Below are 15,117 nucleotides of genomic sequence, written 5' to 3'. Positions count from 1 at the left end.
CGCGATGAACCTAAAAAAAGCCCCAGTCTCTCGACTGGGGCTTTCATCTTTTCCCGATAGATAAGTATCGTGCTAGCGAAAACTTATCTCAAAACTAATGCTTACTTATTATGCGTTAGCTTTTTCTTTTTTAGCTTTTGGCGCTTTCGCTTCAGCTGGCTTTTGGTCTGCTTTCTTAAGGATAACTGTAGTACCTTCGAAAGTTTCGCCTTCAACGTATGGTTGGCCGAAGTAAGAAGTTGTTAGAACTTCTTTTAGCTCAGTGATTAGAGGGTAACGTGGGTTAGCACCTGTACACTGGTCATCGAACGCTTCAACAGCTAGCTCGTCTAGTTTAGCGATGAAGTCAGACTCGTTAACACCCGCAGCTTGGATAGATAGTGGGATATCTAGGTCAACTTTAAGCTCTTCTAACCAAGTCAGTAGACGTTCAATCTTCTGAGCTGTACGGTCACCAGCTTGGCTTAGGCCTAGGTGGTCAGCAACTTCAGCGTAACGACGACGTGCTTGTGGACGGTCGTACTGAGAGAATGCAGTCTGCTTAGTTGGGTTATCGTTCGCGTTGTAACGTACAACGTTTGAGATAAGTAGTGCGTTAGCAAGACCGTGTGGTAGGTGGAACTCAGCACCAATTTTGTGAGCCATTGAGTGACACACACCTAGGAATGCGTTCGCAAATGCTACACCAGCGATAGTTGCTGCGTTGTGTACTTTCTCACGAGCTATTGGGTCAGCCGCACCATTTTTGTAGCTTGATGGTAGGTATTCTTTAAGCATCTTAAGAGCTTGAAGAGCTTGACCGTCTGAGTACTCGTTCGCTAGAACAGATACGTAAGCTTCAAGAGCGTGAGTTACTGCATCGTAACCACCGAACGCTGTTAGAGACTTAGGCATGTTCATTACTAGGTTCGCATCAACGATAGCCATGTTTGGCGTGATTTCGTAATCAGCTAGTGGGTATTTAGCACCAGTCTTGTCGTCAGTAACAACAGCGAATGGAGTAACCTCTGAACCTGTACCTGAAGTTGTAGTGATACATACAAGCTCAGCTTTTTGACCCATTTTAGGGAACTTGTAGATACGTTTACGGATGTCCATAAAGCGCATTGCTAGTTCTTCGAAGTGAGTTTCTGGGTGCTCGTACATAACCCACATGATCTTAGCAGCATCCATTGGAGAACCGCCACCTAGAGCAAGGATTACGTCAGGTTGGAAGCTCTTCATTGCTTCAGCGCCTTTCTCAACAACAGATAGCGTTGGATCCGCTTCTACGTCGAAGAAAGTTTGAACTTCGATGCCTTGTGCTTTAAGCAAGCTAACTACGTCATCTGCGTAACCGTTGTTGAATAGGAAACGGTCAGTTACTAGGAATGCGCGTTTCTTACCTTCTAGGTCGCTCATTGCGATTGGAAGGCTACCACGACGGAAGTAGATAGACTTAGGTAGTTTGTGCCACAACATGTTTTCAGCTCGCTTCGCTACAGTTTTCTTGTTGATAAGGTGCTTAGGACCTACGTTCTCAGAGATAGAGTTACCACCCCATGAACCACAACCTAGAGTTAGAGAAGGTGCAACGTTGAAGTTGTACAGGTCACCGATACCACCGTGAGTAGTCGGGATGTTGATTAGGATACGAGCAGTCTTCATCTTGTCACCGAAGTAACGGATGCGGTCTGCGTTAGTATCTTGGTTAGTGTAAAGACCAGATGTGTGACCGATACCACCGATTTCAACCATAGTTACCGCTTGAGCAACTGCGTCTTCGAAGTCATCTGCGCGGAATAGACCTAGAGTTGGAGATAGTTTCTCGTGAGCGAATTCGTCATCGTAAGAAACTTTACCAAGACCTTCACCTACAAGTACTTTTGTATCAGCAGGAACTTTAACACCAGCCATTTCAGCGATTGCTGGAGCAGGTTGACCTACGATTTTAGCGTTTAGGTTGCCGTCGATAAGCAGAACTTTACGTACTTTATCAGCGTCAGCTTTAGATAGAACGTGAGCTTTGTGAGAAGCGAAACGCTCTTTAACTTCGTCATATACTTCGCTAACTACGATTGCAGCTTGCTCAGAAGCACATACTACGCCGTTATCGAAAGTCTTAGACATAAGGATAGATGCTACAGCACGTTTGATGTCAGCTGTTTCATCGATAACGACAGGAACGTTACCAGCACCAACACCGATAGCAGGCTTACCAGAAGAGTATGCTGCTTTAACCATGCCTGGACCACCAGTAGCAAGGATAAGTGCGATACCGTCGTGCTTCATAAGCGCGTTAGAAAGCTCTACAGATGGTTGGTCGATCCAACCGATGATGTCTCGTGGAGCACCCGCTGCAACAGCTGCGTCTAGAACTAGTTTCGCTGCGTCGTTAGTTGAGTTCTTTGCACGTGGGTGTGGCGAGAAGATGATGCCGTTACGTGTCTTAAGAGAAATTAGAGATTTGAAGATTGCTGTAGAAGTTGGGTTCGTTGTTGGAACGATACCACAGATGATACCTACAGGCTCAGCGATAGTCATTGTGCCTAGGTTGTCATCTTCTTCTAAGATGCCACATGTTTTTTCGTCTTTGTATTTGTTGTAGATAAATTCAGATGCAAAGTGGTTTTTGATAACCTTATCTTCAACAATACCCATTCCAGATTCAGCAACTGCTTGTTGAGCAAGTGGAATACGAGCGTGGTTAGCAGCAAGAGAAGCTGCGCGGAAGATTGCGTCTACTTTCTCTTGAGAGAATGTTGCAAACTCTTCTTGTGCTGCTTTAACGCGAGCTACTAGAGCATCAAGTTCCGCTAAGTTAGTTACAGGCATGGTGGATCTCCTAAAATAATAAATATTAAAAACTTTTTATTAAATTCGCTGCTTGCCGTTAACCTTAAACACCAGCGTTCTTAGTAAATTGCTTTCAGGGCTGAGTATATTATTTCACTGTGTGAAAAAAATTGACCCAGATCAGTTACCCAAAAAGAATTAACCAGAAAGTAGTAAGGCAATCGCAAAAATGAACTTAAGAGCATGATTTATATAGATTAAACTCACACTTTTCGTTCGCGCAAAAAACAAGCAAACAGACAACTTTTTTCTACATAGCGTAATAAACTGTAAAAAAGTTTCATTTTTAGTCCGTTAAATTACATGTATACAGCTATATTCGTGCTACTGAGAGTATATCCATAGCGTTGTACGGGCTAGATTCTGACATAATTTTTATTAATTTCGTGCGTCGGTTAACAGTTACTCAATAATAAATTACAAAATGAAACACTACCAACTAGCTTGCAACAGGCTTAAAACAAAAGTGAGATTCAATTAGTTTTTCTAAAAAGAATCACCCATTTCAAGTTAGTTTTTTTCATTCGCGTAAATTGAGTTTGTCCCTTACATTACGCGCCTAAACTATTCACAGATCAACCCTTCAACCTTAAGTACGCTAACTGGAGATCGCTCTCATGCAAGGCTTAGAACTCGCAATTTTTATGCAATTCTTCCTTGGGCTTGTTGCTGCCGTAAACCCAATCGGCATCATGCCTGTTTTTGTTTCTCTTACTGCTCATATGCCGCCAGAAGAGAGGAACAGGACAGCCTTACAAGCAAATATTGCTGTTGCCGTGATCTTGATTATGTCACTTGTTGCAGGGCAAATGCTTCTTGATATGTTTAGCATCTCGTTGGATTCATTCCGCGTTGCTGGTGGCTTACTGTTATTGAGCATCGCATTTTCGATGATGAGCGGTAAGCTCGGTGAAGATAAGCAGAACAAACAAGAGAAGTCTGAATACATCAGCAAAGAGCAGATCGGCGTTGTTCCACTTGCTATGCCGCTAATGGCAGGCCCAGGTGCAATCAGCTCGACCATTGTTTATGGTTCTCGCTACCCTGCTGCTATTGATACGGTCGGCATCGGCATTAGCATCATCGCATTCGCAACGTGCTCTTGGCTTTTGTTCCGTTCAGCGCCGGTTATCGTTCGCTTTTTAGGTCAAACGGGTATCAACGTGATCACTCGTATCATGGGCCTGATTCTTGGCGCATTGGGCATCGAGTTCATCGCCAATGGCCTACGTAATCTGTTCCCAGGCTTGGCATAACGTTTAACAACATTTCGGTTGCTCTATAAAGGGCAACAATATTGAAATATAGATGAGGCGAGTAAAGCAATTGGGCTTTCACTCGCCTCGTTATTATGAAGCTTGTATAATGACTGTTAATGCATTTAACAGAAGACGAACCTCTCCTTATGTCACGCAAGCCACTCAAGCATCATTTGTACGTCATTATCTTTGGTACTCACACGCCAGCCGGACGTGCATTTGATATAACTCTGATCGTTGCAATCTTGGCTTCGCTGTTGGTTCTGATCTTAGAATCCATCCCTAATGTGATGACCGAATGGTCACAACAGCTGCGTTATATCGAATACACCTTCACTGCACTCTTCACTCTTGAGTATTTGTTAAGGCTCTATTGCTCCCCAAAGCCAAAATCTTACGCCACCAGTTTTTATGGTGTCGTTGACCTATTGGCGATTCTTCCGACCTACCTAGCAATCATCTTCCCAGGCGCTTCATTTATGGGTGTGGTGAGACTGCTGCGTGTGATGCGTATCTTCCGAATTCTAAAGCTGGTTCGCTACCTGCAAGATTCCAATATTCTGTTGCGCTCACTATTAATGGCACGACGAAAGATACTGATCTTCTTTAGCACCGTCGGCATCTTGGTGGTTATCTTTGGCGCCTTGATCTTTGTTATTGAAGGTCCTGACAATGGCTTCACCAGTATTCCTCACAGTATCTATTGGGCCATCGTGACTATCACTACGGTAGGTTATGGTGACATGGTGCCGCAGACCGCGCTTGGTAAAGCCATAGCATCACTGACCATGCTATTGGGTTACTCTATCTTAGCAGTGCCAACCGGGATCATTACTGCAGAACTCAGTAATGAGATGAACTCGCACAAAGAATTGGTTAAGTGCCCGAACTGTAACCGAGCGGGTCATGATTCAGACGCCATGTATTGCAAGCACTGTGCTAGCGAATTAGCGGATCCAGACAAGCGTGTCGTCACCGACGAGAAATAAAAGCAGACACGAGATTCGAGTAGCGAGATGCGAAGAGATTTAAGGGCAGTTTCGAGGGCCGAATAACGAGGTAGCAATAAACTAAAAAGGGTTGACGTTTGTCGTCAACCCTTTCGGTTTATCAGCTAATAGAATTTAAGCAATCTTGCCTATTACGATTTCTCAGCAAGGATAATGCGTAGAGTACGACGTAGTGGTTCTGCAGCACCCCAAAGTAGTTGGTCACCAACCGTGAAGGCGTTTAGGAAGTCGTTACCCATCGACATCTTACGCAGACGACCGACAGGTACAGACATTGTGCCTGTTACTTTCGCTGGTGTTAGCTCCTGTGCCGTGATGTCGCGGTCATTAGGAATCACTTTAACCCAATCATTGTGCGTTGCGATGATCTCTTCGATCTCGTCCATTGGCACGTCTTGCTTAAGCTTGATCGTTAGTGCTTGAGCGTGACAACGCATTGCACCGATTCGTACACAAGTACCATCAATTGGGATTGGCTGACCATCTAGACCAAGAATCTTGTTCGCTTCAACACCGGCTTTCCACTCTTCTTTACTCTGACCGTTTTCACGCTTCACATCGATCCAAGGAATCAGTGAGCCTGCAAGCGGAGCACCAAATTGGTCTGTTGGGAATGAAGATGAACGAATCGTATCAGCCACTTTCTTATCGATATCAAGAATTGAGCTTGAAGGGTTTGCTAACTCAGAACTTACGCTGTCGTTGATCACACCCATTTGTGAGATCAGCTCACGCATGTTCTTAGCACCCGCACCAGAAGCTGCTTGGTAAGTCATGGCACTCATCCACTCAACCATGCCTTTCTCGTACAGACCACCTAGAGCCATAAGCATTAAGCTCACAGTACAGTTACCGCCAACGAACGTGTTGGTGCCGCTGTGAATGCCTTGCTGGATTTGAGCCAAGTTAACAGGATCAAGAGTGATGATTGAATCAGCATCCATACGCAGAGTAGATGCTGCATCAATCCAGTAACCTTTCCAACCTGCTTGACGCAGTGCTGGGTATACTTTTGATGTGTAATCGCCGCCTTGACAGGTAATCACAGCATCAAGCTGTTTTAGGCTATCAATATCAAAAGCGTCTTGAAGTAGACCCGCATCTTTACCACCTAAAACAGGGGCAGGAATACCAATCTGAGATGTGCTGTAATAAACAGGCTCAATCAAGTCGAAGTCTTTCTCTTCAACCATACGTTGCATCAGTACAGAACCAACCATACCGCGCCAACCAACTAGACCTACTCTCATCGCTCACTCTCCATGTATAAATTAAAAATTGCTCTCCCCCATCTATAAGTTTTTCAGAAACAGAACTCAAGTGCTTTTTGTCAAAAAGTGTAACTTTTTCGTTTCTTTTAAGTGAACGTAATGAATCGTGCAGTTATCTCTGTATCGACATTCCATCTCCACCTCATTGATTAAGCGTCCATTATCGTCAAATTCAAACATTTACATCGCCAAAGTCGATTCAATCGACGCTCATCACAAACAGTAAATCCCTCTTTTAAACCAAGGTTAATCAGAGTTTTATTTTACAAAACGAAAACAACGCGCGACAGATTTCAACATGTAACAATCATGAATGTAACAAAAATTTAGATTATGAAACCACAATTGATTGAGTTAACAGTCAAATATCACAACTTGGGCGTATTTTTTCGATATAATAAACTAATTACTGTAGTGTCCGTTTTGCACCACACACTATAACGAAGCACTATAAATGCTCGAAATCACAAGAGGCTTTTATGAAGCAGAGTAAAACTCGCCTACCGAACCTATTGCAGGTATTCATCGCGTTAGGACTATTTCTATCCCTTGCTTTTTCCTTTACTGCAAAGCTTGACCTTCCAATTCAACTTGCCTTGTATATTGGCTGGTTCATTATCATGGTTCTTGGTATTCGTCTTGGACACCAATACAAAGACTTAGAAAAAGCAGCACTCAAAGGAATATCCAATGGCTTAGGCGCGGTTTTAATACTTTTAGCCGTTGGCGCTCTTGTTGGTACTTGGATCTCAGGCGGGATCGTACCTACTATCATTTACTATGGTCTGAAAGCTATCCACCCTTCTATCTTCCTTTTAGCGACCATGATCATCTGTTCTCTAACTGCATTGGCGACCGGTACTTCTTGGGGTGCTGCGGGTACAGCAGGTATCGCGATGATGGGTATCGGCCAAGGCCTAGGTGTTCCAGCACCGATTACTGCAGGTGCCGTGCTGTCAGGCTGTTACTTCGGTGACAAGATGTCTCCTCTTTCTGATTCAGTGATTCTGGCTTCTTCAATGTCTGGTGTTGAAGTGGTTGAACACATCAAGGGCATGCTTCCAGTTGCGTTAATCAGCTACGTGATTACAGGCATCATGTTTACTGCGTTTGGTTTCCACTACGCGGGCAACGTTGACATGAGCCAAGTAGACTCTGTAATCAAAGCAATGGAAGTTCAGTTCTACATCACGCCTTACTCATTCGTTCCGGTACTTATCGTGCTTGGTCTGTTGGCTTTCCGTATGCCTTCATTCCCGGTCATCAGTTTTGGTTCTCTGCTGGGTATTATCTGGGCAGTCATGATCCAAGATATCGACTTCCTAACGGCATTCAACACTGCTTGGGCACCGTTCTCAATCTCATCTGGCGTAGAGTTTATTGATTCGATTCTTAACCGTGGCGGCATGTCTTCAATGCTAGGTTCAGTTGCGGTTATCGTATTTGGTCTAGGTTTCGGTGGCTTACTGGATAAAGTGGGCGTACTAGAGACAATCGCTAAGGTGTTTGAGCGCCGCGTAAACAGCGCAGGCTCACTAGCGACGAGCACAATTGGTACGGCCTTCATGGGTAACGTGTTCGGTTCTGCAATGTACGTATCGTTAATCCTTACGCCAAAAATCTGTGCGAAAAACTACGACCGTTTAGGCTACAAGCGTAAGAACCTATCTCGTAATGCTGAGTTTGGTGGCACGCTAACGTCGGGTATGGTTCCCTGGAGTGATAACGGTATCTACATGGCAAGTATTCTTGGTGTTGCGACGCTGTCTTACGCACCCTTCATGTGGTTAAGCTTCATCTGTATCATCGTGACTATCGTGACATCTTACATGGGTTGGTTCGTTGATAAGTGTGAACCAACAGCACCAGCGTTTGAAGCTGAAGAAGCAACAGAGTTAAGCAAGCAACAAGCTTAAGTTCAGGAGCTAACGCTTTCGAACATAACTCAAAACGTTAATGGTTAAATGCAAAAAGAGCGCCCTAGAGCGCTCTTTTTTGATCTGCTGATTTACTTATTTATCTATTTATTGGCGGTTCGTTTACCCAACCAGTAACCGATGCCTAACGGTGCAAAGAACACTACTAAGATAAACAGGATGAAGTAGATAATCACACCTTTGATTAACTCCATTAGCTTATCAATCGCCAGTACCACCACCTCTTGAGAGACGCGATCAAGGTCTTGCGTGAACAGTTCTCTTTCTGAAGTCACAATGCCGGCAATCTCGATGCGCTCTTTCGCAATCATCTCTACTAGAGCTTCTCTCTCACGTGTCACCATTTTTTCTAATGCCACACGTTCATCACTCAGCATCGCTAATTTTTGGTCGGTTTTATCACTGAGGTCGTTGAGCAATGGTTGCATTTCTGTCGACATAATAGAAGCCAGTGTTTGCATGTACTCCGGATTGTTCTCAATGAAGTCTTGCATGCTTGCTGATGTTTGACGAAGGCTTTCCAGCGTCATCGATAGGTCTTCACCCGTTAGTGAGCTATTCAATGCAACCAACTCCGCCTTCCACGACATCAGTTTTGGTGTCTGGTCAGCCATAAGGCTTAAACGATCAGATGCGTCACTCATTGCTTCTGGCATGGTGCCTAAGCTCTGGACGATTTGCGATTCGTCTTTACCAAGGTAATTTAGCCATTCACGGTAAGCAGGTGTGCTTCTGAATGTGAGGTCTTTAAATGGGTGGCTAGCAGAAAACTGAGCAACGAACGCTTTGCTGTTTTTGAAATCACTCGAGCTCAATACACCCTTTGCCAGCTTCTCGGCTTCTTGATCAAGAAAACGAGCGGTCTCTACTGCATCATCCGTCGCGAACAGATCCGCGCCGTCGCCTTGGCTATAAAACTGATTCATTTGGGCAGTGAAAACCCACGAGTCAATTAACGCAGACATAGGGGAAGTTTGGTAAGCCGCTTGTTGTAAGCCCTGCTCTGCATGGATCTTCCAAAGCAACACATAAGATTGATGTAAGGTGTCATCAGCAGGGTAAGATTGCGCGATGAGATCGGCCGAATCTTCTACTCGTGTAAAGAACATCTTGGCGTATTCACGCGTCATGATCCGAGCATTTAACTCTTGTTGAGTGAGAGGCGTCGTTTGACTATCTAACTTAACTTCTAAGAGAGAACAACCACTTAGCACAATGCTAAGCACCAACACCATCCAACTTCGACTCGAAACTCGTAACATATAAACCTCTGACAAAGACTAAGGGCGCTGATTGTATGAGCGCTTCGTCAGAGTATTGTCAAAAATCCTGTAAAAGTTAACGCTGACTGTCTAAATATTCATGAGCAGAATCCACAGAGGCTTTTATAGCCTGCTCTAGTTCAGCTAAATCATGTTCACTGATCGCACTGGACTGCTTCATTGTCATTTCAATGGTTGCGGCAATGATGGCTAACCGAGACGCTTTAATACTGCCAGCCACGCCTTTTAAGCTATGTACAATGCGAGCCGCGGAGGTTTCATCTTTGGTCAACAAAGACTTAAACTTCTCGTAGTCACCTGCGTGGTCTTGTACAAACACACCAAGCAAGAGTTCGACAGACTCAGCATCACCATCGAGCGTTTCTAACATGTCTTCGATATCAATCGCAGGCTTTGAATCTGTGACACTGGCAACGTGTTTCTCTACTACTGGCGCCTGTTCAGGGACTTGCTGAATAGAGTATTGCGGTACAACGGGTTGGCTTGTAACGTTAACGCTCTGCGGAGGTTGAGAGTCGGAAGACTGGCGCGTTGGCCTGTTCTCGGATACATAAGCGTCACTATCTGCTTGTTTCACTGCTGAGGAAACAACATCGCTATAAGAAGCGTCTTCCTTACTTGAATTAATTTCTAGTTCAGAGCTGAGTTCTTGGTCTGCTTCTTTCATCGTTTTTGTGGACCTAACGCCCCAAAACACTATCCCGCTCATCGCCACCAAGCTTAAGCCTAGCATCACCAACAATAGGTTGAATTGACGATCATGGAACTCAGCTTCGAGTTTTATGATCTGTTCATTTACTGAGTTTTTCTTAATCTTATCAACCAAATAGTTAAGCTGAGCGTAATCACTCAACAATGCTGACGCATCAGCCAGTAGTTGTTGGAGTGCATCTTGTTCTTCGTTTTCTAAGGAATAAGATTTTTCTAGAATGGAATCAAAGGCGCGATAAGTCGCTGACGAACTTTGATTTTCAGAATACATGGCTTCAAATACCACAACACCGAATTCGTTGAGGAGCGGTTTTAGCTGAGGGGAAAGCTCTTTATCAGCACGCAAGATCTTAATGTTATCAACGATGTCTTGAACTTGGCTTTCTATTGGAATGAACTCATCGAACTTTTCTAGGAACTGATCAGCTACGTACAACAGTTGGTTGACATCAGGACGAAACAAGGCGTGTTGGAAATCAGATTCAATCTGCAGTCGGATCGAATAAACCAACTGAGCATCGAGTGCGAGATCATTGATACGAGAGACTCGAAGCGGTTCTGAGAAATAAAGCGATTGCCTCAATTCGTTGACTCGAATACCGAGCTCTTCGATTTGAGCTAGAGAATTGGTGTAGGAACGGCTTAGATTAAGAAGAGCCAATGAAGGAAGTAACCACAGAGCCAAGAGCACAACCAAAAAGGTGGCTGGTTTTTTAAAGCGTTTGGGCTTTGCTACTGATTGTTCCATCTATATTCCTTGTGCGTGTTAACTTGAAGCCATGACCGTAGCTAAAAGATTAAGCACAAAATAAGCGACAACGTCCTGCTGCCGCTTTTATCCGTTAACTTCGGACTATGACTTATTGCGAGTCAGTTGGTCACGTAAGTTCGGTGGAGTGCCTTTAATCGTTAGCGTGTCTGTCTCCGGATCGTAAAAGATACGTTCGCCTAGAAGCAGACTATCAAAACTAACATTCAAACCGCCACCAGCACCAACAAATTTTGTTAGTTTACGCATAGTTGCGCGATCGGCTGGGAAGCTGTCTTCTAACTCGTAGCCTTGCTCACTAGTATAGTCAAAGAAGCTTGTGCCATCTGTGCTTGCTGGCAACTCACCAGAAAGTTCACGAACTTGTACTTCATCGCCCGCTTTAAGCTGCTCGTTACAGTAATCCGCAACCTGCTTTTTGTAGCTGATCGCTTCTTCTTTCTCTAATTTAGAGTCAGAAACGAAGTCTTCTACCGCTTGCATCAGTACTTGGTTCTGCTGTTTCGCATCCAAACCAACTTCAGCTTGTAAGAAATCTAAGAAGAAATCCGCGACTTTACGGCCAACACGTCCTTTAATGTAAGTTAAGTAACGGTTTGACTCTTTATCAGTCTCATAAGTTGAAAGGTCTAGACGAGCCGCGATATCCATTTTTGAGATATCAAGGTAGTCAGTCGCACTAATATCAAGCCCTTCAGTTACCTTTAGGCTTTGGTTTGAAGGCAATAAACCAATGAAAAGATAATCTGTTGCAAGTGACTGATATTCAGCCATTACCAAGATACCTTCGTCAGCGAATGGGTACTTTGATAGTTCGTCTTTTAGACGTTGCGCACTCTTTTGAGAAAAATCGTAAAAGTTTGTCTCACCAGCACGAAGTTGATGCAACCACTGCTGGAATTCGCTGTCAGATTTGAAAGAACCAAACCCTTTGCCTGCTTTTGAATTAAAAACACGGTGAAGTTCAGCAACTAGGCTTTCAGATGAAGCATCGTTTTCTAGAGATTCAGCACGATAGTTAACAATCAGCTCATCCTGATCGTTCTTGCTCAGCTGGTGTAAAATTACGTTGGAAAGGTGAAGGCTCATAGTGAAAATATTACCGTTCAGGTTTCAGTTGTCGTGCATAGTAGGTTATCATAAGCCGCTTTTACTATCATTATTAGAGTCCTTATGCCGATTATATCTAAATACACAGATGATCAAGTTGAAAAAATCCTAGCTGAAGTAGGTGCTGTACTAACTAAGCACAAAGCTTCGCCAGAACTTTCACTGATGATCGCTGGAAATATCGCAACCAATGTCTTAAATCAGAATGTTGCTGCTTCACAACGCAAAGGAATTGCTGAAAAATTTGCCGAGGCTTTAATTTCTTCTCTTGAAGATAAAAAGTCTCACTAAATTTGATTGACGGATAAAAGAATTATAAATGGTAGACAGCGCAAACTCATATAGCGATCGTGTATCTCGACTGGTTGGTTGGGGTCACTGGTTTGCATTTTTCAACATCATTGCTGCGATGTTGATTGGTACTCGTTATATTACTCAATCTGCTTGGCCAGAAACCTTGCTAGGCCAATTCTATTTGGCTGCATCGTGGGTTGGTCATTTTGGCTTTTTAGTGTTCGCGCTCTATCTATTAGTGCTGTTCCCGCTCACTTTTATTCTTCCGTCGAGGAAGTTATTACGTTTGGTTGCCGTTATCTTCGCGACCATAGGTTTAACTGTCCTACTGATTGATACCCAAACGTATCAAAATATAAACCTCCACCTGACGCCTGTCGTGTGGGAGGTTTTATTCAGTGGAGAGGAATCTGCATTCACGTCTGATTTGCAGCACCTCTTCATTGTTATGCCGCTTATATTCTTGCTGCAACTCGGTCTATCTGAGTGGGTTTGGCGTAAGCAGCGTAAACTGTCTCATAAACACATTGGCCGTCCGATTACTGCCGTCTTCTTCTTGTGTTTCATCAGCAGCCACTTGACCTACATGTGGGCTGATGCGTACTTCTATAACCCAATTACTAGCCAGAAAGCGAACTTCCCACTGTCTTACCCAATGACAGCGAAAAGCTTTATGGAAAAACATGGCCTATTAGACCGTGAAGAGTACCTTGAGCGTTTAGAAGCGAACAAAGAGAATGTAAACCTAGTTAGCTACCCGCTAGAAAAAATTCAATACAACCGCCGCAGTGATGATCTTAATATCCTGATGGTGAGTGTGAACAACCTTCGCTCTGACGCTCTTAATGCGACAGCGATGCCAAACAGCTATGCCTACGCACAACAGTCGATCAACTTCACCAACCACTACAGTTCAAGTAACGATATGTTTGGTATTTTTGGCTTGTTCTACGGCCTACCGAGCAGCTACGCAAGCAGCATTGAAGCTCAGGGGTCAAGCGCAGTATTGCTCGATGTTTTAGAGAATCACGATTACAAGTTCGCTGCTTTCAGTGGCGACAACTTTAGTGATGCACTGTACTCGGATATCATCTTCCGAGGCCGTGATGTGATGCCAGAGCAAGCAACTTATGATGACCAGAGTGCCATAAAAGCTTGGTCTAACTGGATTCAATCACCGCAAGCTAAACGCCCTTGGTTTAACTTTATTGAATTAACCACACTGGATAACTTCGCCAGCTACGATTCAAGTTCAGAGTCGGACTCTACGCTAACGACAGCAGAGCGTTTTGCAGCAGACTATCAAAAGTCGGCGACAGCGGCCGATGCTCAGCTAGCAACTATCTACGCTGAACTGGAACGCTTAGAGCTTGCCGATAACACGGTGGTTATCATTACCTCTAACCACGGTACTGAGTTTAACGAAACCAAAACCAACAGCTGGGGTGCAAACTCCAACTACAGTCGTTATCAGTTACAAGTACCACTGTTTATCAGCTGGCCTGGCAAGTCTGCTTCTGAATACACCCACCGTTCTAGTCATCTAGACGTGTCAGTAACACTGATGCAAGAGCTATTGGGTGTATCTTCGAACCCAACAGATTTCAGTAGTGGTCGCAGCCTGTTTAATGAACGTAACAGAAAGTGGATTCTCGCGGGCGACTCTCGTGAACTTGCTCTTGTTACTGACCAGCAAACAACGGTGTTGGATAAATTTGGTAACTACAAATTGTACGACCAAAATTACAAGCGCCTGAAAAACGTAAGCCCTCGCTTACCTGTGTTGATGCAAGGCCTGACAGAGCTACAGCGTTTCTACACAAAAAATGACTAAATAATCAGCAAACAGCAAAGGGAAGCCAATGGCTTCCCTTTTTTATTGCCGTGAATGATTAGAAAACAAGCAACAAAACAAAATTATGAAAATTAAGGGTTTACAAGATCCTCCACCCCTTATATTATTCACGCCACTGGAGGGATGGCTGAGTGGTCGAAAGCACCGGTCTTGAAAACCGGCAACCGTTAATAGCGGTTCTAGGGTTCAAATCCCTATCCCTCCACCACTTTAAAGAAAGCCGCTGAGAAATCAGCGGCTTTTTTGCATCTGAAGCTTTTTAAAATATAAAGCTCATCTAACAAAACTCTCTACAGTCCCAGTTTCAAACCCATTCACTTTATACCTAGTTTTAAATTCCGATCTCACCGTTCTAAACTAAAAGTTCATGCGCCTAAGCCACTCCCCTCATAACTTTACCTGCAAGCCAATTAGATACTTTCTTTTTTAATAGCACAGAAACACTTCACGTATAACAAAAGTTGGGAATACTTGGCTTATTGAATATTAGATTTTGTCGGCTTCTTAATAAACCGAACAATAAATAATCATTCAGAACAAAAACACCAAAAAGCGTTCATAAAAAAAGCAGTCAGTTAATAAGGGTATTTACAAGCGAAAGCCACCCTTATATCATACGCGCCATTGGAGGGATGGCTGAGTGGTCGAAAGCACCGGTCTTGAAAACCGGCAACCGTTAATAGCGGTTCTAGGGTTCAAATCCCTATCCCTCCACCACTTTAAAGAAAGCCGCTGAGAAATCAGCGGCTTTTTTGTATCTGGCTGTCCCGTCCTGAAATGTGT

10 protein-coding genes and 2 tRNA genes are annotated in these 15,117 nt (G+C 43.9%); 7 read left to right on the top strand and 5 right to left on the bottom strand.

What is annotated here, in order from left to right; genetic code table 11:
* Positions 1-108 precede the first annotated feature (108 nt).
* Positions 109-2,814: a bifunctional acetaldehyde-CoA/alcohol dehydrogenase gene (gene adhE, locus AB4482_RS01375; RefSeq protein ID WP_017061183.1), complete on the bottom strand. Its 2,706-nt coding sequence runs from the start codon at positions 2,812-2,814 to the stop codon at positions 109-111.
* A gap of 638 nt (positions 2,815-3,452) precedes the next feature.
* On the opposite strand from adhE, the gene AB4482_RS01370 reads away from it, so the two are divergent.
* Together AB4482_RS01370 and AB4482_RS01365 are read left to right on the top strand one after the other, a co-directional pair.
* A complete protein-coding gene (locus AB4482_RS01370) occupies positions 3,453-4,091 on the top strand; it encodes a YchE family NAAT transporter (protein WP_017061184.1) in 639 nt (212 codons plus the stop codon).
* A 149-nt stretch (positions 4,092-4,240) separates the two neighbouring features.
* On the top strand, positions 4,241-5,083 hold the full coding sequence (locus AB4482_RS01365) for an ion transporter (protein ID WP_029235134.1): 843 nt from the start codon (positions 4,241-4,243) through the stop codon (positions 5,081-5,083).
* A gap of 152 nt (positions 5,084-5,235) precedes the next feature.
* Here AB4482_RS01365 and asd read toward each other — a convergent pair whose 3' ends face one another.
* Positions 5,236-6,354: an aspartate-semialdehyde dehydrogenase gene (gene asd, locus AB4482_RS01360; RefSeq protein ID WP_017061186.1), complete on the bottom strand. Its 1,119-nt coding sequence runs from the start codon at positions 6,352-6,354 to the stop codon at positions 5,236-5,238.
* A gap of 500 nt (positions 6,355-6,854) precedes the next feature.
* Between asd and nhaC the strand changes: the two genes are divergently transcribed.
* Positions 6,855-8,291: a Na+/H+ antiporter NhaC gene (nhaC, locus tag AB4482_RS01355; protein WP_017063453.1), complete on the top strand. Its 1,437-nt coding sequence runs from the start codon at positions 6,855-6,857 to the stop codon at positions 8,289-8,291.
* Between the two features lie 104 nt (positions 8,292-8,395).
* Here the strand turns inward: nhaC and AB4482_RS01350 are convergent, their stop codons facing one another.
* From AB4482_RS01350 to yejK, 3 genes are all read right to left on the bottom strand, one after another.
* Positions 8,396-9,574: a hypothetical protein gene (locus tag AB4482_RS01350; RefSeq protein ID WP_017065980.1), complete on the bottom strand. Its 1,179-nt coding sequence runs from the start codon at positions 9,572-9,574 to the stop codon at positions 8,396-8,398.
* A gap of 76 nt (positions 9,575-9,650) precedes the next feature.
* A complete protein-coding gene (locus AB4482_RS01345) occupies positions 9,651-11,054 on the bottom strand; it encodes an Hpt domain-containing protein (protein WP_017061189.1) in 1,404 nt (467 codons plus the stop codon).
* Positions 11,055-11,159: 105 nt separating this feature from the next.
* On the bottom strand, positions 11,160-12,164 hold the full coding sequence (gene yejK, locus AB4482_RS01340) for a nucleoid-associated protein YejK (protein WP_017061190.1): 1,005 nt from the start codon (positions 12,162-12,164) through the stop codon (positions 11,160-11,162).
* An 84-nt stretch (positions 12,165-12,248) separates the two neighbouring features.
* Here yejK and AB4482_RS01335 point away from each other — a divergent pair, with 84 nt between their 5' ends.
* The 4 genes from AB4482_RS01335 (at position 12,249) to AB4482_RS01320 (ending at position 15,051) form a co-directional block, all read left to right on the top strand.
* On the top strand, positions 12,249-12,476 hold the full coding sequence (locus tag AB4482_RS01335) for a YejL family protein (RefSeq protein WP_004734063.1): 228 nt from the start codon (positions 12,249-12,251) through the stop codon (positions 12,474-12,476).
* A 28-nt stretch (positions 12,477-12,504) separates the two neighbouring features.
* Entirely contained in the window at positions 12,505-14,313 is a 1,809-nt protein-coding gene (locus AB4482_RS01330; RefSeq protein ID WP_017065981.1) for a DUF3413 domain-containing protein, read from the top strand.
* A gap of 138 nt (positions 14,314-14,451) precedes the next feature.
* Positions 14,452-14,542, top strand: a tRNA-Ser gene (locus AB4482_RS01325).
* Positions 14,543-14,960: 418 nt separating this feature from the next.
* Positions 14,961-15,051 (top strand) — tRNA-Ser (locus tag AB4482_RS01320).
* The last annotated feature ends 66 nt before the right edge of the window (positions 15,052-15,117 follow it).

Origin of the sequence: Vibrio sp. 10N.222.55.C7 (assembly GCF_041473335.1) — a bacterium.
Classification (GTDB): Bacteria; Pseudomonadota; Gammaproteobacteria; order Enterobacterales; family Vibrionaceae; genus Vibrio; species Vibrio crassostreae_C.
The sequence above is the reverse complement of the archived record's forward strand: the minus strand, read 5'-3'. Positions and strand labels throughout refer to the sequence as shown.